At 67.5% G+C, this 22,024-nt stretch carries 26 protein-coding genes; 8 read left to right on the top strand and 18 right to left on the bottom strand.

Annotated features, from left to right (window positions below):
* Nucleotides 1-122 precede the first annotated feature (122 nt).
* From CGK74_RS00925 to CGK74_RS00900, 6 genes are all read left to right on the top strand, one after another.
* Complete coding sequence (locus CGK74_RS00925; protein WP_094266602.1) at nt 123-1,283, top strand: ABC transporter substrate-binding protein; 1,161 nt, start codon at nt 123-125, stop codon at nt 1,281-1,283.
* A 93-nt stretch (nt 1,284-1,376) separates the two neighbouring features.
* The gene (locus CGK74_RS00920) at nt 1,377-2,297 is read left to right on the top strand and encodes a branched-chain amino acid ABC transporter permease (RefSeq protein ID WP_094266600.1); all 921 of its coding nucleotides are present in this window, start codon (nt 1,377-1,379) and stop codon (nt 2,295-2,297) included.
* Between the two features lie 8 nt (nt 2,298-2,305).
* Nucleotides 2,306-3,307 carry a branched-chain amino acid ABC transporter permease gene (locus CGK74_RS00915; RefSeq protein ID WP_276206030.1) on the top strand — a complete coding sequence of 334 codons (1,002 nt, stop codon included), beginning with the start codon at nt 2,306-2,308 and terminating at the stop codon, nt 3,305-3,307.
* A complete protein-coding gene (locus CGK74_RS00910) occupies nt 3,304-4,053 on the top strand; it encodes an ABC transporter ATP-binding protein (RefSeq protein WP_094266597.1) in 750 nt (249 codons plus the stop codon). Before CGK74_RS00915 ends, CGK74_RS00910 begins: the two co-directional genes overlap by 4 nt.
* Nucleotides 4,050-4,766: an ABC transporter ATP-binding protein gene (locus CGK74_RS00905; protein WP_094266595.1), complete on the top strand. Its 717-nt coding sequence runs from the start codon at nt 4,050-4,052 to the stop codon at nt 4,764-4,766. The genes CGK74_RS00910 and CGK74_RS00905 overlap by 4 nt, the downstream gene beginning before the upstream one ends.
* Nucleotides 4,767-4,956: 190 nt before the next feature.
* On the top strand, nt 4,957-5,580 hold the full coding sequence (locus CGK74_RS00900; RefSeq protein ID WP_165770027.1) for a Crp/Fnr family transcriptional regulator: 624 nt from the start codon (nt 4,957-4,959) through the stop codon (nt 5,578-5,580).
* 38 nt (nt 5,581-5,618) lie between these two features.
* On the opposite strand, the gene CGK74_RS00895 is transcribed toward CGK74_RS00900, so the two are convergent.
* From CGK74_RS00895 to CGK74_RS00840, 12 genes are all read right to left on the bottom strand, one after another.
* Nucleotides 5,619-6,572, bottom strand: coding sequence for a prenyltransferase (locus tag CGK74_RS00895; protein ID WP_094266591.1), 954 nt, complete (start codon nt 6,570-6,572; stop codon nt 5,619-5,621).
* On the bottom strand, nt 6,569-8,023 hold the full coding sequence (rng, locus tag CGK74_RS00890; RefSeq protein WP_094266589.1) for a ribonuclease G: 1,455 nt from the start codon (nt 8,021-8,023) through the stop codon (nt 6,569-6,571). The genes CGK74_RS00895 and rng overlap by 4 nt, the downstream gene beginning before the upstream one ends.
* Nucleotides 8,024-8,107: 84 nt before the next feature.
* Nucleotides 8,108-8,719, bottom strand: coding sequence for a Maf family protein (locus tag CGK74_RS00885; RefSeq protein ID WP_094266588.1), 612 nt, complete (start codon nt 8,717-8,719; stop codon nt 8,108-8,110).
* A gap of 24 nt (nt 8,720-8,743) precedes the next feature.
* Nucleotides 8,744-9,214, bottom strand: coding sequence for a 23S rRNA (pseudouridine(1915)-N(3))-methyltransferase RlmH (gene rlmH, locus CGK74_RS00880; RefSeq protein WP_094266587.1), 471 nt, complete (start codon nt 9,212-9,214; stop codon nt 8,744-8,746).
* A 1-nt stretch (nt 9,215) separates the two neighbouring features.
* Nucleotides 9,216-9,578 carry a ribosome silencing factor gene (rsfS, locus tag CGK74_RS00875; protein ID WP_094266586.1) on the bottom strand — a complete coding sequence of 121 codons (363 nt, stop codon included), beginning with the start codon at nt 9,576-9,578 and terminating at the stop codon, nt 9,216-9,218.
* Between the two features lie 83 nt (nt 9,579-9,661).
* A complete protein-coding gene (nadD, locus tag CGK74_RS00870; protein WP_094266585.1) occupies nt 9,662-10,348 on the bottom strand; it encodes a nicotinate-nucleotide adenylyltransferase in 687 nt (228 codons plus the stop codon).
* Nucleotides 10,332-11,135 (bottom strand): BPSS1780 family membrane protein, encoded by an 804-nt coding sequence (locus CGK74_RS00865; protein WP_094266584.1) that lies wholly within the window; start codon nt 11,133-11,135, stop codon nt 10,332-10,334. The genes nadD and CGK74_RS00865 overlap by 17 nt, the downstream gene beginning before the upstream one ends.
* Before the next feature lie 10 nt (nt 11,136-11,145).
* Entirely contained in the window at nt 11,146-11,958 is an 813-nt protein-coding gene (locus CGK74_RS00860) for a BPSS1780 family membrane protein (RefSeq protein ID WP_094266582.1), read from the bottom strand.
* Nucleotides 11,955-12,908, bottom strand: coding sequence for a homoserine kinase (locus CGK74_RS00855; protein ID WP_094266581.1), 954 nt, complete (start codon nt 12,906-12,908; stop codon nt 11,955-11,957). Before CGK74_RS00855 ends, CGK74_RS00860 begins: the two co-directional genes overlap by 4 nt.
* Before the next feature lie 31 nt (nt 12,909-12,939).
* Nucleotides 12,940-13,485, bottom strand: a complete 546-nt coding sequence (locus tag CGK74_RS00850) for a DNA-deoxyinosine glycosylase (protein ID WP_094266579.1) — start codon at nt 13,483-13,485, stop codon at nt 12,940-12,942.
* Nucleotides 13,482-13,802 carry a DUF2782 domain-containing protein gene (locus tag CGK74_RS00845; RefSeq protein WP_094266577.1) on the bottom strand — a complete coding sequence of 107 codons (321 nt, stop codon included), beginning with the start codon at nt 13,800-13,802 and terminating at the stop codon, nt 13,482-13,484. Before CGK74_RS00845 ends, CGK74_RS00850 begins: the two co-directional genes overlap by 4 nt.
* A 96-nt stretch (nt 13,803-13,898) precedes the next feature.
* A complete protein-coding gene (locus CGK74_RS00840; protein WP_094266576.1) occupies nt 13,899-14,624 on the bottom strand; it encodes an LOG family protein in 726 nt (241 codons plus the stop codon).
* A gap of 85 nt (nt 14,625-14,709) precedes the next feature.
* Between CGK74_RS00840 and polA the strand changes: the two genes are divergently transcribed.
* Complete coding sequence (polA, locus tag CGK74_RS00835; RefSeq protein ID WP_094266574.1) at nt 14,710-17,463, top strand: DNA polymerase I; 2,754 nt, start codon at nt 14,710-14,712, stop codon at nt 17,461-17,463.
* Nucleotides 17,464-17,578: 115 nt separating this feature from the next.
* The gene (gene gmhA, locus CGK74_RS19555; RefSeq protein ID WP_094266572.1) at nt 17,579-18,634 is read left to right on the top strand and encodes a D-sedoheptulose 7-phosphate isomerase; all 1,056 of its coding nucleotides are present in this window, start codon (nt 17,579-17,581) and stop codon (nt 18,632-18,634) included.
* Nucleotides 18,635-18,674: 40 nt separating this feature from the next.
* Here the strand turns inward: gmhA and rfbC are convergent, their stop codons facing one another.
* From rfbC to CGK74_RS00800, 6 genes are all read right to left on the bottom strand, one after another.
* Nucleotides 18,675-19,223, bottom strand: coding sequence for a dTDP-4-dehydrorhamnose 3,5-epimerase (rfbC, locus tag CGK74_RS00825; protein WP_094266570.1), 549 nt, complete (start codon nt 19,221-19,223; stop codon nt 18,675-18,677).
* Nucleotides 19,223-20,104, bottom strand: a complete 882-nt coding sequence (gene rfbA / locus CGK74_RS00820; protein ID WP_094266568.1) for a glucose-1-phosphate thymidylyltransferase RfbA — start codon at nt 20,102-20,104, stop codon at nt 19,223-19,225. The genes rfbC and rfbA overlap by 1 nt, the downstream gene beginning before the upstream one ends.
* A gap of 45 nt (nt 20,105-20,149) precedes the next feature.
* On the bottom strand, nt 20,150-20,503 hold the full coding sequence (locus CGK74_RS00815) for a type II toxin-antitoxin system RelE/ParE family toxin (protein ID WP_094266566.1): 354 nt from the start codon (nt 20,501-20,503) through the stop codon (nt 20,150-20,152).
* The gene (locus tag CGK74_RS00810; protein ID WP_048706766.1) at nt 20,500-20,778 is read right to left on the bottom strand and encodes a type II toxin-antitoxin system Phd/YefM family antitoxin; all 279 of its coding nucleotides are present in this window, start codon (nt 20,776-20,778) and stop codon (nt 20,500-20,502) included. The genes CGK74_RS00815 and CGK74_RS00810 overlap by 4 nt, the downstream gene beginning before the upstream one ends.
* A 135-nt stretch (nt 20,779-20,913) precedes the next feature.
* Nucleotides 20,914-21,357, bottom strand: coding sequence for a hypothetical protein (locus tag CGK74_RS00805; RefSeq protein WP_094266564.1), 444 nt, complete (start codon nt 21,355-21,357; stop codon nt 20,914-20,916).
* Nucleotides 21,347-21,862 carry a nucleotidyltransferase domain-containing protein gene (locus CGK74_RS00800; protein WP_094266742.1) on the bottom strand — a complete coding sequence of 172 codons (516 nt, stop codon included), beginning with the start codon at nt 21,860-21,862 and terminating at the stop codon, nt 21,347-21,349. The genes CGK74_RS00805 and CGK74_RS00800 overlap by 11 nt, the downstream gene beginning before the upstream one ends.
* Between the last annotated feature and the right edge of the window lie 162 nt (nt 21,863-22,024).

Below are 22,024 nucleotides of genomic sequence, written 5' to 3'. Positions count from 1 at the left end.
CTGATGAGCATCGAGCTCAGGCTAGAATCGGGCAAATTCGCGCGATTGCACCGATCGTGGGCGATCCCTGCGATGCCGCGCCGTTTCCGTACCCCTGTCGATACAAACCGAGGAGACACTCAATGCTGCAGATGAAGAACCTGGCCGTCGCCCTGGCGCTGTGCGGCGCTGCCGCCGCCCACGCTGCCGACATCAAGGTCGGCATCGCGCTCGACATTTCCGGCCCGTTCGCGGCGCTCGGTGCCGAGGCGCGCGACGGCTTCGAGCTGGCGATCGAGAAGCTGGGCGGCAAGCTCGGCGGCCAGCCGGCCGAGTTCCTGCGCACCGACTTCGGCGGCAACCCGGAGCAGGCGAACCAGCTCGTCGCCCGCTACCTGCAGCGCGACAAGATCGACTTCTTCACCGGCCCGATCGGTTCCAACGCCGCGCTCGCCGTGGGGCCGGCGCTGTTCGCCGCCAAGGTGCCCTACCTGTCGGCCAACCCCGGCCCGAGCGCCTACGCCGGCGAAAAGTGCAGCCCGTACTTCTTCGCCCAGTATCAGAACGACACCTACGACGAGGCGGCCGGCAAGGTCGCCAACGAGAAGGGCTACAAGAACGTGGTGCTGATCGCGCCGAACTACCCGGCGGGCAAGGACCACCTCAACGGCTTCAAGCGCCTGTACAAGGGCGCGGTGAAGGACGAGATCTACACCAAACTCGGCCAGATCGACTACGCCGCCGAGATCGCGCAGATCCGCGCCGCCAAGCCGGATGCGGTGTTCTTCTTCCTGCCGGGCGCGATGGGCATCAACTTCGTCAAGCAGTTCGTCGGCGGCGGCCTGAAGGACATCCCGCTGATCGCCCCCGGCTTCTCGGCCGACGAGGACGTGATCCAGGCCGTGGGCGAGCCGATGATCGGCGTGCTCAACACCGCGCACTGGACCCACGATCTGCAGAATCCGGCCAACGCCGAGTTCGTGTCCGCTTTCCGCAAGAAGTACGACGGCCGCTACCCCTCGGTGTATGCGGCGATGGCCTACGACACCCTGATGGCGATGGATGCCGCGGTGCGTGACGTCGGCGGCAAGGTTGCCGACCGCGAGGCGGTGCTGAAGGCGCTGAAGAGCCCGAGCTTCTCGTCGGTGCGCGGCGAGTTCAAGTACGGCGTCAACAACTTCCCGGTGCAGAACTACTACCTGCGCGAAGTCGGCAAGGACGCCGACGGCCGCATCACCAACAAGCTGGTGGGCACCACGCTCGAGCAGCACCAGGACGCCTACGTCGGCGCCTGCAAGATGTAAGACCGCGCGCGACGGGCGCAGGCGTTCCCGTGCCTGTGTCCGTCCCGCCGCGCGATGCCGCGCGCCTTGCCGCATCGCCTCCGGATCTCCCCGATGGATGCCATTTTCGTCTTCGAGCAACTGCTCAACGGCCTCGGCTACGGCCTGATGCTGTTCCTGATCGCCGCCGGCCTGACGCTGGTGTTCGGCATCATGGACACGATGAACCTCGCCCACGGCTCGCTCTACATGGCCGGCGCCTACGTCGCCGCGCGCGTGCACGAGGCGAGCGGCTCGTTCGCCGGCGCGGTGCTGGCGGCGGTCCTCGTCACCGTGGCGGTCGCGGCCCTGCTCGAGCTGCTGGTGGTGCGCCACCTCTATCGACGCGACCATCTGGTGCAGGTGCTGGCTACCTTCGGCATCATCCTGATCGCCGACGATGCGGTAAAGGCGATCTGGGGCGTGGCGCCGCTGATGGCCTCGACGCCGGCCGCGCTCGCCGGTCCGGTGCAGCTGTTCGAGGGCCTGCCATATCCGGCCTACCGCCTGCTCTTGATCGGTGCAGGCCTGCTGGTGGCGCTCGGGCTCTACCTGCTGGTGAACAACACCCGTGTCGGCATGCTGGTGCGCGCCGGGGCCTCGAACCGGCAGATGGCGGAGTTCATGGGCGTGCGCGTGGGGGCGGTGTTTTCTTTCGTGTTCGCGCTCGGTGCCGGGCTCGCGGCGCTGGCCGGGGCGCTGATGGCGCCGATCAGCTCGGTGCAGGTCGGCATGGGCGAGGCCATCCTCATCCCGGCGCTGGTGGTCATCGTCATCGGCGGCATCGGCTCGGTGCGCGGCGCCTTCGTTGCCGCGCTGCTGGTCGGGCTGGTCGACACCGCCGGCCGCGCCTTCCTGCCGCCGGCGCTGCGCGCGGTACTGCCGCCTTCGGTGGCGGCCGATCTCGGGCCGGCGCTGGCCGGCATCGCGATGTACGTGCTGATGGCGGCCGTGCTCACGCTCAAACCCGCGGGCCTGTTCCCCGCCCGCGCCTGAAGACCGTCGTGACGAATCCTGTTTCCGCCGTGGCGCAACCTGCCTTCGCCACCCGCTTTCCCGGTGCGGTGCGCCGCCTGCCCTGGCTGGTGCTCGCGCTGCTGGCCGTTTTTCCCTTGCTGGCGCCGACGCTGGGGCTGGAGTACTACGTCGGTTTCGTGCGCCGCGTGCTGATCGTCGCCATCGCCGCGACCAGCCTCAACTTCATCCTCGGCTACGGCGGCATGGCGGCGTTGGGGCATGCCGGCTTCATCGGCGTTGGCGCCTACACGGTGGTGGCGCTGGTCGAGGCGGGCGTCTCGTCAGCCTGGCTGGCATGGGGTGGCGCGCTGGTGTTCGGTGGCTTGGCGGCGGCGCTGATCGGCGCGGTGTCGCTGCGCACGCGCGGGGTGTACTTCATCATGATTACGCTCGCCTTCGCGCAGATGCTGTACTACCTGGCGGTATCGCTGCGCACCTACGGCGGCGACGATGGCTACGGGCTATACACGCCGTTGGCGATGGGCCCTTGGCTCGACGGCGCGCATCCGGACGTCTTCTACTGGGTGGTGCTGGCGATCGCGGCCGGGGTGTTCGCACTCTTCAGTCGGGTCGCGCATTCGCGCTATGGCCATGCGCTGCGCGGCATCCGCGACAACGAGACCCGCATGGTCGCGCTCGGCTACCCGGTCTTCCGCCTCAAGCTCGCCGGCTTCGTCGCCGCCGGCGCGGTTGCGGGGCTGGCCGGCGGCCTGCTCGCCAGCCACAACACCTTCGTCAGCCCGGGCATGATGCACTGGACGCAGTCCGCGCTGCTGCTGGTGATGGTGATCCTCGGTGGTCTTGGTCGGCGCTGGGGCGCGCCGCTGGGCGTGGCGCTGTGGCTGACGCTGGAGGAAGCGCTGAAGATGCACACCGACTACTGGCACTGGCCGCTGGGCGTGCTGCTGCTGTTGGTCGTGTTCCATGCGCCGCAGGGGCTGGCCGCGCTGCTCGAGCGCCGTGGCGACCGCCAGGGGGGCGCGGCATGAGCCTGTTCGTGGCCGAAGGCCTGGTCAAGCGCTTTGGCGGCCTGCTCGCCACCGACCATGTCGACCTGACGGTGGCGCCGGGCGAGATCCACGCGCTGATCGGACCCAATGGCGCCGGCAAGTCCACGCTCGTCAATCTCATCAGCGGCCTGATACCGGCCGACGCCGGGCGCATCGTGCTCGATGGTGTCGATCTCACCGCACTGGCCCCGCACCAACGCGTGCGCCACGGCCTGGCGCGCTGCTTTCAGATCACCAGCGTGTTCCGCAACGATTCCGTGCGCGACAACCTGCTGCTGGCGGTGCAGGCCCAGGCCGGTTCCAGCTTCCGCTGCCTGCGGCGGCGCGAGGCCGAGACCGTGCTGATGGACGGTGCCCTGACGCTGGCGGACAAGGTCGGCCTGGCCGAGGTGCTCGACCGTCCGGCCGGCACGCTGCCGCACGGCATGCAGAAGAGGCTCGACGTCGCGCTGGCGCTGGCGGCGCGGCCCAAGCTGCTGCTGCTCGATGAGCCGATGGCGGGCATGGGGCCGGAGGATTCGCTGCAGATGGTGGCACTGATCGACCGCCTGCGGCGCGACGCGGCGATCCTGCTGATCGAGCACGACATGGATGCGGTGTTCCAGCTTGCCGACCGCATCTCGGTGCTGGTGTACGGCCGCGTGCTGACCTCCGGCGACGCGGCGCACGTGAAGGGGCATCCCGAGGTGCAGTCGGTCTATCTGGGCACCGAGGGGCACGCATGAGCGCTATTCCCTTGCTCAGCTGCCGCGGCCTGGAGGCGGGTTACGGCGCCAGCCAGGTGCTGTTCGGACTCGACTTCGAGATACGCCCGGGCGAGGTCATGGCCCTGCTCGGGCGTAACGGCATGGGCAAGAGCACGACCATCAGGACGATCGTCGGCGGCCTGCGCCCGCAACGCGGCGAGATCCTGTTCGACGGCCGGCCGATACAGGCCGCGCGCGCCGACCACATCGCCCGCCTGGGTGTGGCGATCGTGCCCGAGGGCCGGCAGTGCTTCCCCAACCTGACCGTGCGCGAGCACCTCGTCGCCTTCGCCGACCGCCGCAACGGCGTGGCCGAGCCCTGGACGCTGGAGCGCCTGTACGGCCTGTTCCCGCGCCTGGCCGAGCGCGCCGACCACATGGGCAACCAGCTTTCCGGTGGCGAGCAGCAGATGCTGGCGATCGCGCGGGCACTTTCGACCAACCCGCGCCTGCTGATCCTGGACGAAGCCACCGAAGGCCTTGCGCCGGTGATCCGCGACGAGATCTGGCGCTGCCTCGCGCTGCTGAAGGCGCAGGGCCAGACCACGCTGGTGGTCGACAAGTACGTCGAGAAGCTGCTACCGCTGGCCGACCGCAACCTGATCCTGGAGCGCGGGCGCATCGCCTGGCAGGGCAGTTCGGCCGAGCTGGATGCGCAGCGCGAGGTCTGGCATCGCTATCTGGGCGTCTGATGCCCGGGCGGAGCGGGCGGCATGGTGTCGTTCGCAAGAACCGTCTCGACCATGTTTTTTGACATGGATCAAATTTCAGAAGGATCGCGATTGCATTCGGGGGAACGGCCTTGCCTTGGCGCGCCGTACACGGACAATCTCGTCCTTCGCGAGGCTGCGTCGGCCTCGCCGTGGCATGGAGCAGCGCAGGATGGTGGAGTTCAGCGGATCGGACGGGTTTGGGATGACTGGGGATCTTTCCGATCTGGTCGTGAACACGCCCAGGCATTTTCCGCGCGGTTATTCCATCTATCAGGCGGGCGAGAAAGGGGGCGCGTGGCGGGTTGTCGCCGGCACGGTCCGTCTTGACCGCGGGCAGGATGGGGACGGCAACGACGCCCTTGCCAGCCTCGCCGTAGTCGGGGACATCATCGGCGCGGAGACGCTGTTGTTCGGGCGCTATACGTTCACGGCGCGAGCGCTTTCCGACTGCACGCTCATCCCGTGGAACGAGTACGGCGAGCGTCCCGGGCATGAGGGTCTGCTGAAAGCACTCGCGCGGGCGGAGCAGCGTTTTGCCGACATTCTCGCCCTGCGTACGGGGCGCGCAGCCGATCGCGTTGCGCGTCTGCTTTCGATCATGAGTTTTGGTGTCGTTGGCAGACGTACCCTGGCCGGTCAGGTATTGCCCCGCCTCCGGGACATTGCGGAAATCACGGGCCTGACCATCGAGACTGTGTCACGCACGATCAAGCAACTCCGTGGCGAGGGTTTGCCGGGCCTCACGGACGGGCAATCTACGGCGGAGAAGGAAAAAGACGCTTCAGGCAGATAGCGGAGGCTTCCGGCAACCGTTCACGGCGTCCGTGCAGCTCAGCCGAACGCCAGCGCAGCGGCGAGGATCAGGCCGTGGAGGTTGGCCGCGAGGATGGTTCGCCTGATCGCAGGCACGAGTTCAGCCGGCTCCGAGGCGTATTCCAGCAGGTCGCGTCCGGCGGAAAAGGACAGCACCAGCGTCATCGCCGCCGCGGCCGTCTTCTGCGGCAGGGTGTCGTTGCCGACCATCGCCACGAGCCAGCCGTAGGCGAGGATCGCGATCAGCAGGTAACCCCACTTGGCCACCTGTGGGCCGAGCAGCACGACCAGCGTGCGCTTGCCGGCCGCCGCGTCGCCGGCGTGGTCGGGGAACTGGTTGATGAACAGCAGGTTGGCCACCAGCAGCGCGTACGACAGGCCGGCGACGAAGGGCAGCGCATCGAAGGCGCCGCGCTGGACGTAGTCGGTGCCCACCACCACCAGCAGCCAGCATGCGGCGATCGCCAGTTCGCCCAGGCCGCGGCTGACGAGTTTGAGCGGTGGTGCCGAATACGCCCACCCGAGTACGAGGCCCGCCAGCCCGATCAGCACCAGGCCTGGTCCGGCCTGCCAGCTCAGCCACAGGCCGGCGGGCACCACCGTGGCCAGCAGGCCGTAGCCGAACACGCCGGTCTGGCGCAGGCCGAGCACACCGTTCTGGATGAAGCGGCTGCCGCCCGTAAATGGGAACAGGCGCCCGGTGTTGGCGTCGTCGGCCCCGCTCACGGCATCGTGATAGTCGTTGATGACGTTGCCCGCCGCGTGCGCGACGAGCGCGAACAGCACCGTCACGATCGCGGTGGCCGCGTCGGGTGCGATGCCGCTGCGCCATGCCGAGGCGAGCCCGATCAGGCAGGCGACCAGCGTCACCGACAGGAAGGCAGGGCGGGTGGCGGCGAAGTATCGGCCGAGCGGGCTGCCGAACCTGTCGGGCTGCGGCTCGGCCGGGTTCGGGGCAGGACGGGGGCTCACAGCAACACGATGTCGTACTGTTCCTGGGTGTAGCTGGCCTCGGCGTGCAGCGAGATCTTCTTGTCGATGAAGTCCGACAGCATGGCGAGCGATTGGCTTTCCTCGTCGAGGAAGAGGTCGATCACGTCCGGCGCGGCGAGCACGCGGAACTCGCGGGCGTTGAACTGGCGCGCCTCGCGCAGCAGTTCGCGCAGGATCTCGTAGGCCACGGTGCGTGCCGTCTTCACTTCCCCACGCCCGCCGCAGGTGGGACAGGGTTCGCACAGCAGGTGAGCGAGCGATTCGCGGGTGCGCTTCCTCGTCATCTCCACCAGACCGAGCGCGGTAAAGCCGTTGATGCTCATCTTGGTGTGGTCGCGCGACAAGGCCTTGCGAAACTCGTCGAGCACCATCTCGCGGTGCTCGGCGTTCTCCATGTCGATGAAGTCGATGATGATGATGCCGCCCAGGTTGCGCAGCCGCAGTTGGCGGGCGATGGTCTGGGTGGCTTCGAGGTTGGTCTTGAAGATGGTGTCGTCGAAGTTGCGCGCACCGACGAAGCCGCCGGTGTTCACGTCGACGGTGGTCATCGCCTCGGTCTGGTCGATGATGAGATAGCCGCCGGACTTGAGGTCCACGCGCCGCGCCAGCGCCTTCTGGATCTCCTCCTCGACGTTGTAGAGCTCGAACAGCGGGCGCTCGCCGCTGTAGTGCTCGAGCAGCGGCAGTACCTTGGGCGTGTATTCCTGCGCGAAGGCGGTGAGCTTCTGGTAGTTCTCCCGCGAGTCGACGCGGATGCGGGCGGTTTCCTCGTTGGCGAGATCGCGCAACGCGCGCTGGCCAAGGCTGAGGTCCTCGTGCAGCAGCTTGGGCGGCAGCAGGCCGGTTGTGCTGTTCTGCACCTCGCGCCACAGCTTGCGCAGGTAGGCGATGTCGGCGGCGAGTTCCTCGTCCGAGGCGGATTCGGCCATCGTGCGCACGATGAAGCCGCCGGGCTCGTCCTCGGGCACCAGCGCGGTCAGGCGGCCGCGCAGGGCTTCGCGCTCGGCCTCGTCCTCGATGCGCTGCGAGATACCGATGTGCTTTTCCTGTGGCAGATAGACCAGCAGCCGGCCGGCGAGGCTGATCTGCGTCGACAGGCGCGCGCCCTTGGTGCCGATCGGGTCCTTCAGCACCTGTACCATCAGGCTCTGGCCCTCGGCCAGGATCCTCTCGATCGGCCGGGCCGGCTCGCCATTCTGGCGGTCGCTCCAGATGTCGGCCACATGCAGGAAGGCGGTGCGTTCGAGGCCGATGTCGATGAAGGCGGACTGCATGCCGGGCAGCACGCGGACCACCTTGCCCAGATATACGTTGCCGACAATGCCGCGGCTGGCGGTGCGTTCGACGTGGAGCTCCTGCACCACGCCTTGTTCGATGATCGCGACCCGCGTCTCCTGCGGGGTGAAGTTGATGAGGAACTCGGTGCTCATGAAAGCCTGCGTCAATGGGAAATGCGCAAGGGCGGCCCGTCTCTCGACGCTGGCCGCCCTTGCGCATGGCTCATCGCGCGCAGGCTACAGAGAATAGCCGAAGCCCTTCAGCAATTGCGCGGTTTCGAACAGCGGCAGTCCGACGATGCCGGAGCAACTGCCCTGGATCTCCTCGATGAAGATCGCCGCCTTGCCCTGGATGCCGTAGGCGCCCGCCTTGTCCATCGACTCGCCGCTGGCGACGTAGAGGCGGATCTCGCTGTCCAAAAGTTCGCGGAACTTAACCGTGCTGATCGAAATGCTGCTGCGGGTGCGCTCGCCGTCGCTGACGGCGAGCGCGGTCAGCACGCGATGGCTGCGGCCCGAGAGCCGGCGTAGGATGGCCTGGGCGTCGGCGGCATCCACCGGCTTGCCGATGATTTCGCCATCGAGATCGAGCGTGGTGTCCGCGGCCAGCACCGGGCGGCGCACCATCTTGCGCCACTGGATGCGGCGCACGCCCGCCTCGGCCTTGGCCAATGCGAGGCGCTCGACGTAGTGCTCGACGGCTTCGCCGGCGAGCGGGGTTTCATCAACGTCGGCGTCTTCGCCGCGTTCGCCGCTGCGAAAGGTCAGGACGTCGAACTGCACGCCGATCTGGCGAAGCAGCTCTCGTCTGCGCGGGCTCGTGGAGGCAAGGTAGATGCGCGGGCTCATCGGTGCGTTGGCAGCAAAGAATATTTATTCGCGATGATAGGGGTGATTGCGCAGTACCGTCCACGCGCGATAGAGCGCTTCGGCCAGCAGCGGGCGCACCAGGGCGTGCGGCAGGGTCAGACTGGAAAGGCGGATCGCCTCGTGCGCCGTGGCCTTGAAGGCGGGCGACAGGCCGTCGGGGCCGCCGACGATCAGCGCCACGTCCTGGCCCTCGCCCTGCCAGGTTTCGAGCTTGCGCGACAGCGCCACGGTGGTGAGGTCGGCGCCGCGCTCGTCGAGGATGACGCGGCGGCAGCGCGGTGGCAGGGCTGCCTCGATGCGCGCGGCTTCGGCGGTCATCATCGCATCCACCGTCTTGCCGCTGGTGCGCGGCTCGGCCTTCACCTCCACCAACTGCAGCGGTAGTTCGCGCGGCATGCGGCGCGCGAATTCGTCGAAGCCGGCCTCGACCCAGGCCGGCATGCGGTGGCCGACGGCGACGACGAAGAGCTTCAACTCACTCGCCTGCGGCTGCGTGGGCCGGCTTGCGCGAGGCGGGGGCGGTGTTCCACAGCTCTTCCAGGCGGTAATAGCTGCGCACCGCGGGCTGCATGATGTGGACGACGATGCTGCCGAGGTCGACCAGCACCCATTCGCCGGTGTCCTCGCCTTCGATGCTGATGACGTCTGCGCCGGCTTCGCGCACCTTGTCGTGCACGTTGCGCGCGAGGGCGCGGGTCTGACGGTTCGATTCGGCACTGGCGACGATGATGCGGTCGAACAGCGGGGTGTGACGCGAGGTGTCGATGACTTCGATGTCGCGCGCCTTGATGTCTTCGAGGGCGGAAACGACGATCTGCTGCAGGGCGGGGGTATCCATCAAGTGGGGGCAGGTCCGGTTGGTTGGGTAAGGGACGACAGAAACAGGGAGGACAGCAAAAAACAAAAGGGCTCGTGACCGCCTCAGCGGTAAAGCCCATGCGACCCAATATAGTCGAGAACGGAATCGGGCAGCAAATAGCGCGCGCTGTGGCCGTTGCCGATGAGGTCGCGGATCAGCGAGGCGGAAATGGCCAGCGGCGTCATGTCGAACGGCATGACGTGGCCAGCCGGGGTGTGCCGCAGGTCGGCCGGATCCGCCGTGTGGCGGTCCTGACACGCGGCGGCCAGTTCCGGCGACAGCGTGGCGGGCCAGCGGCGGGCGTGCGGCGAATAGCCCGGACGGTTGGCAACGGCGATGTGCGCCAGACCGAAGATCTCCTGCCAGCGGTGCCAGGTCGGCAGGCCTTCGAAGGCGTCGGCGCCGAGAATCAGGACCAGCGGGCGCTGCGGGCCGAGTTCGGTGCGCAGGCGCTCGAGTGTGAGCATGGTGTAGCTCTTGCGTTCGGCGCGGACCTCGCCATCGTCGATCTCGAGCCCGGGGTTGCCTGTCGCGGCGAGCCGCGCCATCGCCAGTCGGTCGTCGGCGGTGCTGCCGGGTTCGCTGCGGTGGGGCGGCTGGCCGGCGGGGATCAGGCGGACGCGCGCCAGTCCGAGGGCTTCGCGCGCCTCTTCGGCCAGGCGCAGATGGCCGAGGTGGATCGGGTCGAAGGTGCCGCCGAGCAGGCCGAGCGGGCCGTTGCCGTCCGGCTGTTCAGTCGGCGGGGCCATCGTTGTCGGGCGGGTTCAGCACGTGCGCGGCGTTGCCCTCGGGCAGGCCGAACACGTCGCGGGCATTGGCGAAGAAGCTGGCGAACAGTACCGGGATCAGGATCAGCGGTACCGGGAAGGACGCCAGCGTGGCGAGCGTCGGCGACACCAGGCCGAGGATGCCGATGATGAGGCCGGGGACGAAGGCGCCGAACAGCAGCAGCCCCACCGCGTAGGCCAGGAAGGGGCGCCAGTTGCGCAGGCAGGCGTAGAAGCTGAAGAACATCGCCTTGGGTGCCGGCACCTTCCACCATGCGGCCAGCATCGGCGCGAACCAGTAGGCCATCATCAGCGGGGTCGACAGCAGCAGTGCCACCAGCAGCGAGAAGCCGAGGTTGGAGTCGGCCGCGGCCTGCTCGTCCACCTCGCCGCTGCGCAGCGCTTCGCTCAGCGTGCCGTCGTCCACCAGCCCGACCAGGAAGAGCACGACGAGGGTGCCGATGAGGTAGATGCCGCCGATGGTGACGAGCGCCTGCAGGTTGGTGCGAAAGCCCGAGAACAGCACGTCGGGGCCGACCTTGCGGCCGGCGTCGATGGCGCGGCAGGCGTTCAGCACGCCGACCGACAGCGCCGGCATGACCAGCGAGGAAGCGAGCTGGCCGATGAAGGGCACGACGCTGATCACGACCAGGGCGAGCAGGTAGCCGAAGGCGGCGAAGGTGAGCAGCGCCGGGTTGCGGCGCCACAGCTGCAGGCCTTCGCGCAGCCAGGCCCAGCCGCGCTGGGAGGGGAGTTGGTTCGCTTGCATGAGGGGGTCTTCAGTTCTGGGGCGGCACGTCGCCGGGGGGCGGCGTGGCGGGTTCGTCGGCGGTGACTGCGTCCGGCGACGGCAGTGCGAGCAGCGCGGGCGCGAAGGTTTCGCGCCAGGCCGCATACAGCGCACCGGCGATCACCGGGATCAGCACCAGCATGCCGAGTCCGGCGGGGATCATCGCCACCCAAACCAGCACGTAGAGCAGGGTGGCGAGCACGAGGAAGGCGAGCAGGTTGTGCAGGCAGGCGCGCGCCGACAGCTTCATGGCGTCAAGCGGGGCGACGTCGTGCAGCATGACCAGCGCCGGGGCGAACCACAGCGCCATCATCAGCAGCGCCCACAACACGGTGAACACGAGCACGCCGAGCATCATGCCCCCCGCGGCAACGCCCGCGCCGGGCACCGCGCCGACGATCATGCCGGTGAGCACGGCGCTGCCGCCGATGGCCGCGGCGATCAGCGCCGCCAGGAGTGCGCCGAGCAGGTGGAATACGCCGACCAGCAGCAGGTTGCCGGCATGACGGCGGATGCCCTCGAACAGGTGGTCGACGCGCAGTGTCTGGCCGCGGTCGAGCGCCTGCGCGCCGGCGAGCATGCCGCCGACCAGCACGGGCAGTGCGATCGGTGCCGCGGCCCAGCCGAGGAAGGGCAGGAACGTCAGCGCGGTGAGGATCACGAACAGGATCAGGGCCTGGATGGCCCACACGCCGGGTGCCTTGATGAACAGACGCCAGCCGTCGGCGAGCCACTGCAGGGCGTGGCCCGGCACGACGTCGCCGGGGGCGGGCGGGGGCGGGTGGTGTCGGTGCGAATTCATAGCGGCAGGGGCGGCACACCGGCGGCGCGCAGGCGCAGGATGTCGCGGTACTCGTTGGGGTTCTTCACCAACACCATCTCACCGGTGCGCGGCTGGTGGAAGTCGGCCGCGCGTGACAGCCAGAAACGCAGCGCGGCGGCGCGCAGCATGGCGGGCCAGGCTGCGCGTTCGGCGTCGGTGAAGGGGCGTTCAGCGTGATAGGCCTCGAGCAGGGCGGCGGTGCGCTGCGGATCGAGCGCTGCGTCGGGCTGGGCGCACCAGTCGTTGACGGTGACGGCGACGTCAAACAGCAGGGCGTCGTAGCCGGCAAAGTAGAAGTCGATGACGCCGCCGATGCGCGGCGTGCCGTCGTCGTTGTCCCACAGCACGTTGTCGCGGAAGAGGTCGGCGTGGATGGCGCCGGCGGGCAGCGATTCGATGTCCACGCTGGCCTGGAAGGCGAGCTCGGCGTCGAGCAGGGCCTGTTCGTCGGCGGGCAGGAAGGGGCGCACGAGGGCGGCCGTGGCGCTGCGCCAGCCGGTGCCGCGCGGGTTCTCCTGGCGACGGCCGTAAGACTGGCCGGCCAGGTGCAGGCCGGCGAGCATGGCGCCGACCTTTTCGCAGTGCGCCGCGCCGGGGTTCATCTCGGAGGCGCCCGACAGGCGCACGACCAGCGCGGCGGGACGCTCCTGCAGGGTGCCGAGGTATTCGTTGTGGCGGTTGGCGATGGGGCCGGGCACCGGCAGGCCGTGGCGCGCGAGGTGGGCCATCAGGTGCAGGTAGTAGGGCAGTTCGGCGCGCGGCATGCCTTCGAACAGCGTCAGCACGTAGCGGCCGAGCGTGGTGGTGACGAAGAAGTTGCTGTTCTGGACGCCGGCGGAGATGCCCTTGAGTTCCACCAGCCGGCCGACGGCGTAGTCCTTCAGCCAGTCGGCGAGAATGGGTTCGGGAACGGGGGTGAAGACGGACATGCGGGCTCCGGGAGCGAAACGCTGGAAGGGTTCAGGCCGCGAGCGCGTGATCGGCCGTGCGCGCAGCTTCGTGCACGACCTGCCAGGCGGCGAGCTTGGCGTCGAAGCCGCGCGCGGCATGCGCCGGGCTGGTCGAGGGCAGGCGGGTGAAACGCAGGGTCGGCAGGGCGATGCGACCGCGCACGTGGCGGCGGAAGGCGGTCTCGGCGGCCGTGCCGTTGAAGAACACGTGGGCGATGTGCGGGCAGTCGCGGAAGAGGCGGGCGAAGTCGTTGGGTTCGACGCTGTCGGGCGCGATGGCGCTGTCGAGGCTGCCGTCACGCTCGCAGGCGGCAATGACATCCCACAGCGCGATGCCGGCCGCGTTCAGGCGTTGCAGGCGCTCGGCGTACGGCAGGGCAGGGCCGGCGCCGAACAGCGCGCCCATGATCGGCCAGAACGCATTGCGCGGGTGCGCGTAGTACTCGGCTGCCGCCAGCGAGGCCGCGCCCGGCATGCTGCCGAGCACGAGCACCCGCGCATCGGCGCGCGCGACCGGTGCGAAGCTGCGCAGGCGGGGCGGCGCCGGTGTGCTCACCAGGACTTGATCACCCACATCGGCACGGCGAGATCGGCCGCACCGTCGTGGCGCACCATCTGGCCGTTGCCTTCCTTGTCGATCAGGTAGTAGGGCACGCCATGCGGTGGCGTGACCTTGACCATGTAGAGCTTGCCGCGGATGCGGTATTCGGTGACTGTGTCCTCGCCACGCTTGACGATGGTCACCTCGGGCTCGTCGGCCTCGGCGCCGGCCGGCATCGGCGGCGGCTCGGGGATGGGCTCGAGGGCGGGGGGCTGCTGGGCGAAAGCCGGGACGGTGGCGGCCAGCAGCAGGGCGATCAGGGTGCGGCGCATGGTGTTCTCCTGGAGATGCCGTAATTCTAGCGGTTTAAGCCGCGCAAGGCTGTGCCGGTGCCGATCTGCCGGTCAGAGGGACGCCGATGGCGGCGCTCACAGGTTCAGCATCATCTCGTGTTCGGCCGGCAGGGGCTGGAAGCCGCGGCGCTCGTAGTGCTTGAAGATGGCCTCGACGACCTCCTCGGGTTTGTCGATGACCTGCACGAGGTCGAGATCCTCGGCGCTGATCATGCCTTCGGCGACCAGGCGGTCGCGCAGCCAGTCAAGCAGGCCCTGCCAGAACGGGCGGTGGACCAGGATGATCGGGATGCGGCGGCTCTTCTTCGTCTGCACCAGCGTCATCGCCTCGAGCAGTTCGTCGAGCGTGCCGAAGCCGCCGGGCATCACGACATAGGCCGCGGCGAACTTCACGAACATGAACTTGCGCGCGAAGAAGTGCTGGAAGGTCTGCGAGATGTCCTGGTAGGGGTTCGCGCTCTGCTCCAGCGGTAGCTGGATGTTGAGACCCACCGACGGGCTCTTGCCGAAATAGGCGCCCTTGTTGGCCGCTTCCATGATGCCCGGGCCGCCGCCGGAGATGACGGCGAAGCCCGAATCCGACAGCAGGCGGGCGATCTGCTCGGTGAGTATGTAGTACAGGTGGTCGGGCGGCGTGCGCGCGCTGCCGAAGATCGACACGGCGGGGCGGATCGCGGCGAGCCGTTCGGTCGCCTCGACGAACTCTGCCATAATTCCGAAGATTCGCCAGGACTCGCGCGCGTTGTAGCGCGGCGCGGTGCTGTCGGGCACGCTGCGGGGGAGTTTTTCTTTCGCGGTCATGTTGTTCTCTTGATTGTGCGTCGGGCGCCCACGTCGGTTGGAGTGCGGCCTTGCCCACGCGGTTTCCCCGCAAGGATTTTCCACGATGCCGACCCTGCTGCTCGTCGATGGCTCCAGTTATCTCTATCGCGCTTTCCATGCGCTGCCCGACCTGCGCAATTCGCAGGGCGAGCCGACAGGGGCAATCCGGGGAGTGCTTTCGATGCTACGTCGGCTGGAAAGCGACTACAAGGCGGAATTCCGCGCCTGCGTGTTCGATGCCAAGGGCAAGACCTTCCGCGACGACTGGTATCCCGAGTACAAGTCGCACCGCCCGCCGATGCCCGACGACCTGCGCGCGCAGATCGCGCCGCTGCACGAAGCGGTGCAGGCCGAGGGCTGGCCGCTGCTGTCGGTGGAGGGCGTGGAGGCCGACGACGTCATCGGCACGCTCACCCGTCAGGCGCTCGAGCGCGGCTGGGAAGTCGTCATCTCCACCGGGGATAAGGACCTCACCCAGCTCGTGCGCCCCGGCGTGCGGTGGGTCAATACGATGAGCGAGGAAGTGCTGGATGCCGCCGGCGTCGAAGCGAAGTTCGGCGTGCCGCCCGAGCGCATCGTCGACTATCTGGCGCTGGTCGGCGACACGGTGGACAACGTGCCGGGCGTGGAAAAGTGCGGACCCAAGACCGCGGTGAAGTGGCTGACCGAGTACGGCACCCTCGACAACCTGGTCGCCAACGCCGACAAGGTCGGCGGCAAGGTGGGCGAGAACCTGCGCAAGCACCTGGATTTCCTGCCGCTGGGCAAGAAGCTGGTGACGGTGGCGACCGACGTTGAACTGCCGGTCGCGCTGGACGAGCTGCCGGCACGCGAGGACGACAAGGCGGCGCTGCGCGCGCTGTACGAGCGCTTCGAGTTTCGCGGCTGGCTGAAGGACCTGGACGGCGGCGCGGCGAGCGTCGCGGTGTCGAAGGCGGCGACCGACAGCCGCCGCTTCGCCGCCGAGCCGGCCGAGGTGGCCGACGATCCGCCGGGCGAGTCGGGGGCGCATCGCGGCGGCTACGTCACGATTCTCGACTGGGCAAGTTTCGACACCTGGCTGGCGAAGATCTCCGCGGCCGAACTCACCGCCTTCGACACCGAAACCACCAGCCTCGACCCGATGGTCGCGCAACTGGTCGGCATGTCCTTCTCGACCGAGCCGGGCGAAGCCGCTTACCTGCCGCTGGCGCATCGCGCGGCAGACTCGCCGGTGCAACTGCCCTTGGCCGAGGTGCTGGACAAGCTCAAGCCCTGGCTGGAATCGGACTATCACGCCAAGCTGGGCCAGAACCTGAAGTACGACGCCCACGTGCTCGCCAACCACGGCATCACGTTGCGCGGCATTGCCCACGACACGCTGCTCGAGTCCTACGTGCTGGAGTCCGACAAGCCGCACGACATGGATTCGCTCGCCAAGCGCCACCTCGGCCTGACGACCCTCCCCTATACCGAGGTGTGCGGCAAGGGCGCCAAGCAGATCGGCTTCGACGAGGTCGCCATCGACCGCGCCACCGAATACGCTGCCGAGGACGCCGACGTCACGCTGCGCCTGCATCGAAAAGTGTGGCCGCAGCTCGAAGCGGTGCCGCAGCTTGCCGCGCTGTACCGCGACATCGAGCTGCCGGTGCTGTCGGTGCTGCAGCAGATGGAACGCACCGGGGTGCTGATTGATCCCTTCCTGCTCAGCCAGCATTCCGAGGAACTCGGCCGCCGCCTGCACGAGCTGGAGCGCGAGGCCCATGACCTGGCTGGCCAGCCCTTCAACCTCGGTTCGCCCAAGCAACTCGGCGAGATCCTGTTCGGCAAGCTCGGCCTGCCGGTGGTCAAGAAGACCGCAACCGGCCAGCCCTCCACCGACGAGGAGGTGCTGGAAAAGCTTGCCGAGGACTACCCGCTGCCCAAGCTGCTGCTCGAACACCGCAGCCTGTCGAAGCTCAAGAGCACCTACGCCGACAAGCTGCCACGCATGGTCAATCCGAAGACCGGCCGGGTGCATACCAGCTTCTCGCAGGCCACCGCCGTCACTGGCCGGCTTTCGAGCGCCGAGCCCAACCTGCAGAACATTCCGATCCGCACGCCGGAAGGCCGCCGCATCCGTGCCGCCTTCATCGCGCCGAAGGACCACTTCATCGTATCGGCCGACTACTCGCAGATCGAGCTGCGCATCATGGCCCACCTGTCGGGCGACGCCCGCCTGCTCGAAGCCTTCGCCCACGGCGAGGACGTGCACCGTGCCACCGCCGGCGAGGTCTTCGGCGTGCCGCCGGCGGAGGTCACCAGCGAGCAGCGCCGCTACGCCAAGGTGATCAACTTCGGCCTCATCTACGGCATGAGCGCGCACGGCCTGGCGAAGAACCTCGGCATCGAGCGCGCCGCGGCGCAGGGCTGGATCGACCGCTACTTCGCCCGCTACCCCGGCGTCGCCGACTACATGGAGCGCACTCGCGTCGAGGCGCGCGAGCAGGGCTTCGTCGAGACCGTGTTCGGCCGCCGCCTCTACCTGCCCGACATCCGCGCCAGCCAGGCCGGCCGCCGCCAGGCCGCCGAGCGCGCGGCGATCAACGCGCCGATGCAGGGCACGGCCGCCGACCTGATCAAGAAGGCGATGATCGCGGTGAGCGACTGGCTGGCGGGCTCGGGGCTGAAGTCGAAGCTGGTGCTGCAGGTGCACGACGAACTGGTGCTGGAGGTGCCGAAGGCCGAGCTCGATACCATCCGCGCCGAACTGCCCAGGCTGATGGGCGGCGTGGCAGATCTCAAGGTGCCGCTGCTGGTGGAGGTGGGGGCGGGGGACAACTGGGATGAGGCGCATTGAGCCCCGCTGCGTCAATGACCCCGATAGCGACCCGTCGAAATCCGGCGTGCTAGCATCTTCCCCGATTCAACTGCTCCGGCCCGACCGCACCCCCGGGCCAAACGCGAGAGACGCCATGAGTTTCATCTCACAGTACATCGACAAGCACCTCGCCGCCGTCAACGCTTTGCGTGCCATCGAGCCGGCGGTCGAGGCTGCCGCGCAGTGCATCAGCGCCGCGATCAACCGCGGCAACAAGGTCCTGCTGTGCGGCAATGGCGGCAGCGCGGCTGACGCGCAGCACATCGCCGCCGAACTCGTCGGCCGTTTCGTCGCCGAGCGTCGCGGCCTGCCGGCCATCGCGCTGACCACCGACACCTCCATCCTCACCGCGGTCGGCAATGACTACGGCTTCAACGACGTCTTCGCGCGCCAGGTCGAGGCCCTCGGCCAGCCGGGCGACGTGCTGGTCGGCATCTCCACCAGCGGCAACAGTCCCAACGTGATCGCCGCGGTCGAGGCGGCGCGGAGACGTGGCGTGCAGGTCGTCGGCCTGCTCGGGCGCGATGGCGGCAAGCTGCGCGAGCTGGTGGACCTGGCGGTGACGATCGGCGTGGCCGAGACGGCGCACATCCAGGAATGCCACATCATGGTCGGCCACATATGGTGCGCCCATGTCGATGCCCACCTTGCCGAAGCGGTGGCGAGCAGCGATTCCTCCGCTGGCGTGCTGAGCGAGGCGCAGGCGATCGAGACCGTGCGCGCCGCGCGCCAGGCCGGCGAACGGGTCGTGATGACCAACGGCTGCTTCGACATCCTGCATCCCGGTCACATCGAGTACCTGGAACAGGCTCGCGCCCTTGGCGACCGCCTGATCGTCGCGGTGAATGACGACGACTCGGTGCGCCGCCTCAAGGGCGACAGTCGCCCGGTCAATGCGCTGCCCCACCGCCTGCGCATGCTGGTCGCGCTGGGCTGCGTGGACTGGGTCGTGCCCTTCGCCGAGGACACGCCCGAGCGCCTGATCTGCGCAGTGCTCCCCGACCTGCTGGTCAAGGGCGGAGACTACACGCCGGACCAGATCGCGGGCGGCGAATGCGTACGCCGTGCCGGCGGTGAGGTGAAGGTGCTGGGCTTCGTCGAAGGGCATTCGACGACCGGGCTGATCGAGCGGATCCGCGAGGGGGGCTGAGCTCCCCTCTTGGCTGGCTGGCCACGGCGCCGGGCTGAGTTCAGTCGAACGTGTCGCAGTCGGTCAGTGGAAGGCCGCCTTGATCCTTCGCGGACAGCAGGGGCTGGATGCCTTCCAGTGGCCACTCGATGCCGACGCTCGGGTCGTTCCACGCCAGGCAGCGTTCATGCGCCGGGGCGTAGTAGTCCGTTGCCTTGTAGAGCACGTCGGCGGATTCGCTGAGCACGAGAAAGCCGTGCGCGAAGCCCTCGGGGATCCACATTTGCCGCTTGTTGTCCGCAGAAAGCACACAGCCCAGCCAGCGGCCGAATGTTGGGGAACGCCGCCGCAGATCGACGGCCACATCGAAGATCTCACCGCCCACGACCCGTACCAGCTTCCCCTGCGGCTGCCGGATCTGGTAGTGCAGGCCGCGCAGCACGCCTCGCTGCGAGCGTGAATGGTTGTCCTGCACGAAGTGAGGCCGCAAGCCGGTGGTGGCCTCGAAGTCGCGCTGGTTGAAAGTCTCCATGAAGAAGCCGCGATCGTCGCCGAATACCCTGGGTTCGAGCAGGATCACATCCGGGATCGCGAGTCGTGTGGCCTGCATCAGTAGGGCCGCTCGGTCAGCAGACGGAGCAGGTATTGGCCGTAGCCGTTCCTGGCCAGGGGCAGGGCCAGGCGTTCGAGCTGCGTCGCGTCGATCCAGCCCTGGCGGTAGGCGAGCTCTTCCGGGCAGGCCACCTTGAGCCCCTGGCGGCGTTCCAGCGTGGCGATGAACTGGCTCGCGTCGAGCAGGGATTCATGCGTTCCGGTATCCAGCCACGCGTAGCCGCGCCCCATGATCTCGACCTGCAGCGCGCCGTCGTCCAGATAAAGACGGTTGAGGTCGGTGATCTCCAGTTCGCCCCGTGCCGAGGGGCGCAGGCGCTTTGCGCGATCGACCACCGACCCGTCGTAGAAGTAGAGCCCCGTTACCGCATAGTTTGATTTCGGCTGAGCCGGCTTTTCCTCGATCGACAGTGCGCGGTCCCGCGCATCGAACTCGACAACGCCATAGCGCTCGGCGTTCTGAACGTGATACGCGAACACGGTGGCGCCGTCCCGCTGGGCCATCGCGCTGTCGAGCAGGCGATGCAGGTCGTGGCCGTAGAAGATGTTGTCCCCGAGCACCAGCGCGCAGTCGCCGCCCGCCAGGAAGGATTCGCCGATCAGGAAGGCCTGCGCCAGGCCGTCCGGCGAGGGTTGTACGGCGTACTGCAGCGACAAGCCCCACTGCGCGCCGTCGCCGAGCAGCTGCTGGAAGCGCGGTGTGTCCTGCGGCGTGGAGATGATGAGGATGTCCCGGATGCCCGCCAACATCAGGGTGCTGAGCGGGTAGTAGATCATCGGCTTGTCGAACACCGGCAGCAATTGCTTGCTGATGGCCAGCGTGGCCGGGTGGAGTCGGGTGCCGGAACCGCCGGCGAGGATGATGCCTTTGCGGGTCATAAGGTCATATTCCTGGTTTCGAGCAGATGGCTTTTCAGCAGCGCTTCAGCGCAGCTCGCCGCCCCTGAGCAGTCTTCGCGCAAGCACCGACTGCATGTCGCGCCGGCCGTCGGCGATCACGTAGATGACAACCTGCCTGCCTATGACGCGGTAGATCACCCAATGCGGCTTGAACGAAGTCTGCCGGTATTCCTTGATGCCGAGCGCGAGCAATTCCTTGGGATGGCTGCCGCGCTCGGGAAACGTTGCCAAGCTTTCGATGACGCTGCCAAGCTGGTCGAGTACGTAGTCAGCGCTCGCTGCACAGTCGAACTGGGCGATGTAGTCGTAGATCGACTCGAGGTCCTGCTCGGCGCCTTCGGTGAGCAAGACCTCGAACGTGGAGGACGACTCCCTCACTCCGCGCTGGCTCGCTTCGAGCGCAGGCGGGAAATGACCTCGGTCGCTGGTCTGACCTTGCCTGCCGTGACCTCCTGGTTGCCCAGCGCCAAGAGCTTCAGAAGGGCCAAGGTCTCTTGCGTTTCCTCGAACGTTGCCACGTCCTGCAATACCGCCTTGGCTTCACCGTTCTGGGTGATCACCAAGGGCTCCCGGCATTCGGCTAGTTGAACCAGCACCTCGGCCGCATGGGCCTTGAGGTAGCTTATGGGTTTGACCTGTGTTGAGTAGCGCATGGCTGCAATCCGGAGGCTAGATGGGACTGAATATAGTCTTTTTACGGTCCTTTGCAACGCGTAGGGGCAAATCGGGGGCGGTCCCCGGTCTTCCTCAAGAGTACGTTGTCGAAGTGCATCATTTTTACCTTCGAGTCACGTCCCAGCACCAGGGAGCTTCGCCACAGCGAGCTCCTGCAGGCGCAATGCTTGATCGATGCACTCCGTCAGGGCTTGTTCGGTGATCGATTCGCCATCGTAGTCGCTGAGGTTTCGCTGTTTCCTGAGCGCATCGAGTACCCGCACGATGCCAACGCTCACGCTGAGCGTGTGCGTCAAGCACTGAATCGTCGTCTGGTGGTGTCCGGGCTTGCTCGTAGAGGTCCGGTAACCGTGCGCCAGCAATGCTGCGTCCGCGATCGCACGAATCGCGGTGTAAGCGCAGTCGAAGCGGGTCTCCGTGCTGTTCTCGTTGCGTTGGGCATCAGTCAGTCTGCTTCGTGCGGTCGCCAGCATCCTGGTCATCAGATCCTGCGAGAACGGCACCTTGTCCAGCTGACCGATGCGGGCGAGGTTTTCGAGAGCAGCGTCAGAGGGCATCGGCGTTTCCGATCAGCATGATCCGGGGCTTGTGCAGCACGTCCTGAAGGAAGGCGTTGCGCTCGGCCTTCTTCGTCTGCCACTCGCGCGTGCTCATCACCTTGGGATTGATCTCGCGCCCTAGCGCGAGTTGTGCCTCGTAGGTCGCATCGACGATTTCGGCGAAGCTGGCATTGCCGACCACCATGAGGTCGATGTCGCTACTGGCGTTTTCAGTTCCGCTGGCCATGGAGCCGAAGATGAAGGCTGCGTCGATCCGGTCGGCGAGCGGGGCCAAGCTCAGCCTCAGGGTGTCGGCAAGACCTATCGTCTTTCTGATCAAGGCCTGCAACTCGGGGAATACGGGATGTTCGGTGTTTGCACAGAACCGCACTTGGTTGCCGGTGCGCTCGGCACGCAGCAAATCCGCTTCGCAAAGCGCATCCAGCTCCTTCTTCAGTGTTCCCGGTGCGGCCCCGATCATCCTTGCAAGCTCGCGTAAATGAATCTGCTGGTCGGGCCGCATGAGCAACAGTCCCAACACCTTGCGCCGGTACTGGTTTGGGAAGAGCAGGTCGGAGGCGGGGGCGTATGTTTTCAAAAAAGAAACGAATGTTGCCTAATGAGAAACAAGGGTATTGTAGGGCACGTCGGCCGGTGTAGCACTGTTCCTGCTTGCGACCGCGTC

The organism is Thauera propionica (genome assembly GCF_002245655.1).
Taxonomy (GTDB): Bacteria; Pseudomonadota; Gammaproteobacteria; order Burkholderiales; family Rhodocyclaceae; genus Thauera; species Thauera propionica.
This window is presented reverse-complemented; position numbering and strand designations above follow the sequence as displayed.

Excerpts from the sequence above, each read along its gene's own strand:
- CGK74_RS00925 (WP_094266602.1), top strand. The coding sequence starts at position 123 with ATGCTGCAGATGAAGAACCTGGCCGTCGCCCTGGCGCTGTGCGGCGCT.
- CGK74_RS00920 (WP_094266600.1), top strand. The coding sequence starts at position 1,377 with ATGGATGCCATTTTCGTCTTCGAGCAACTGCTCAACGGCCTCGGCTAC.
- CGK74_RS00910 (WP_094266597.1), top strand. The coding sequence starts at position 3,304 with ATGAGCCTGTTCGTGGCCGAAGGCCTGGTCAAGCGCTTTGGCGGCCTG.
- CGK74_RS00905 (WP_094266595.1), top strand. The coding sequence starts at position 4,050 with ATGAGCGCTATTCCCTTGCTCAGCTGCCGCGGCCTGGAGGCGGGTTAC.
- CGK74_RS00900 (WP_165770027.1), top strand. The coding sequence starts at position 4,957 with ATGGTGGAGTTCAGCGGATCGGACGGGTTTGGGATGACTGGGGATCTT.
- rng (WP_094266589.1), bottom strand. The coding sequence starts at position 8,023 with ATGAGCACCGAGTTCCTCATCAACTTCACCCCGCAGGAGACGCGGGTC.
- CGK74_RS00885 (WP_094266588.1), bottom strand. The coding sequence starts at position 8,719 with ATGAGCCCGCGCATCTACCTTGCCTCCACGAGCCCGCGCAGACGAGAG.
- rsfS (WP_094266586.1), bottom strand. The coding sequence starts at position 9,578 with ATGGATACCCCCGCCCTGCAGCAGATCGTCGTTTCCGCCCTCGAAGAC.
- nadD (WP_094266585.1), bottom strand. The coding sequence starts at position 10,348 with ATGGCCCCGCCGACTGAACAGCCGGACGGCAACGGCCCGCTCGGCCTG.
- CGK74_RS00865 (WP_094266584.1), bottom strand. The coding sequence starts at position 11,135 with ATGCAAGCGAACCAACTCCCCTCCCAGCGCGGCTGGGCCTGGCTGCGC.
- CGK74_RS00860 (WP_094266582.1), bottom strand. The coding sequence starts at position 11,958 with ATGAATTCGCACCGACACCACCCGCCCCCGCCCGCCCCCGGCGACGTC.
- CGK74_RS00855 (WP_094266581.1), bottom strand. The coding sequence starts at position 12,908 with ATGTCCGTCTTCACCCCCGTTCCCGAACCCATTCTCGCCGACTGGCTG.
- CGK74_RS00845 (WP_094266577.1), bottom strand. The coding sequence starts at position 13,802 with ATGCGCCGCACCCTGATCGCCCTGCTGCTGGCCGCCACCGTCCCGGCT.
- CGK74_RS00840 (WP_094266576.1), bottom strand. The coding sequence starts at position 14,624 with ATGACCGCGAAAGAAAAACTCCCCCGCAGCGTGCCCGACAGCACCGCG.
- polA (WP_094266574.1), top strand. The coding sequence starts at position 14,710 with ATGCCGACCCTGCTGCTCGTCGATGGCTCCAGTTATCTCTATCGCGCT.
- gmhA (WP_094266572.1), top strand. The coding sequence starts at position 17,579 with ATGAGTTTCATCTCACAGTACATCGACAAGCACCTCGCCGCCGTCAAC.
- rfbC (WP_094266570.1), bottom strand. The coding sequence starts at position 19,223 with ATGCAGGCCACACGACTCGCGATCCCGGATGTGATCCTGCTCGAACCC.
- rfbA (WP_094266568.1), bottom strand. The coding sequence starts at position 20,104 with ATGACCCGCAAAGGCATCATCCTCGCCGGCGGTTCCGGCACCCGACTC.
- CGK74_RS00810 (WP_048706766.1), bottom strand. The coding sequence starts at position 20,778 with ATGCGCTACTCAACACAGGTCAAACCCATAAGCTACCTCAAGGCCCAT.
- CGK74_RS00805 (WP_094266564.1), bottom strand. The coding sequence starts at position 21,357 with ATGCCCTCTGACGCTGCTCTCGAAAACCTCGCCCGCATCGGTCAGCTG.
- CGK74_RS00800 (WP_094266742.1), bottom strand. The coding sequence starts at position 21,862 with ATGCGGCCCGACCAGCAGATTCATTTACGCGAGCTTGCAAGGATGATC.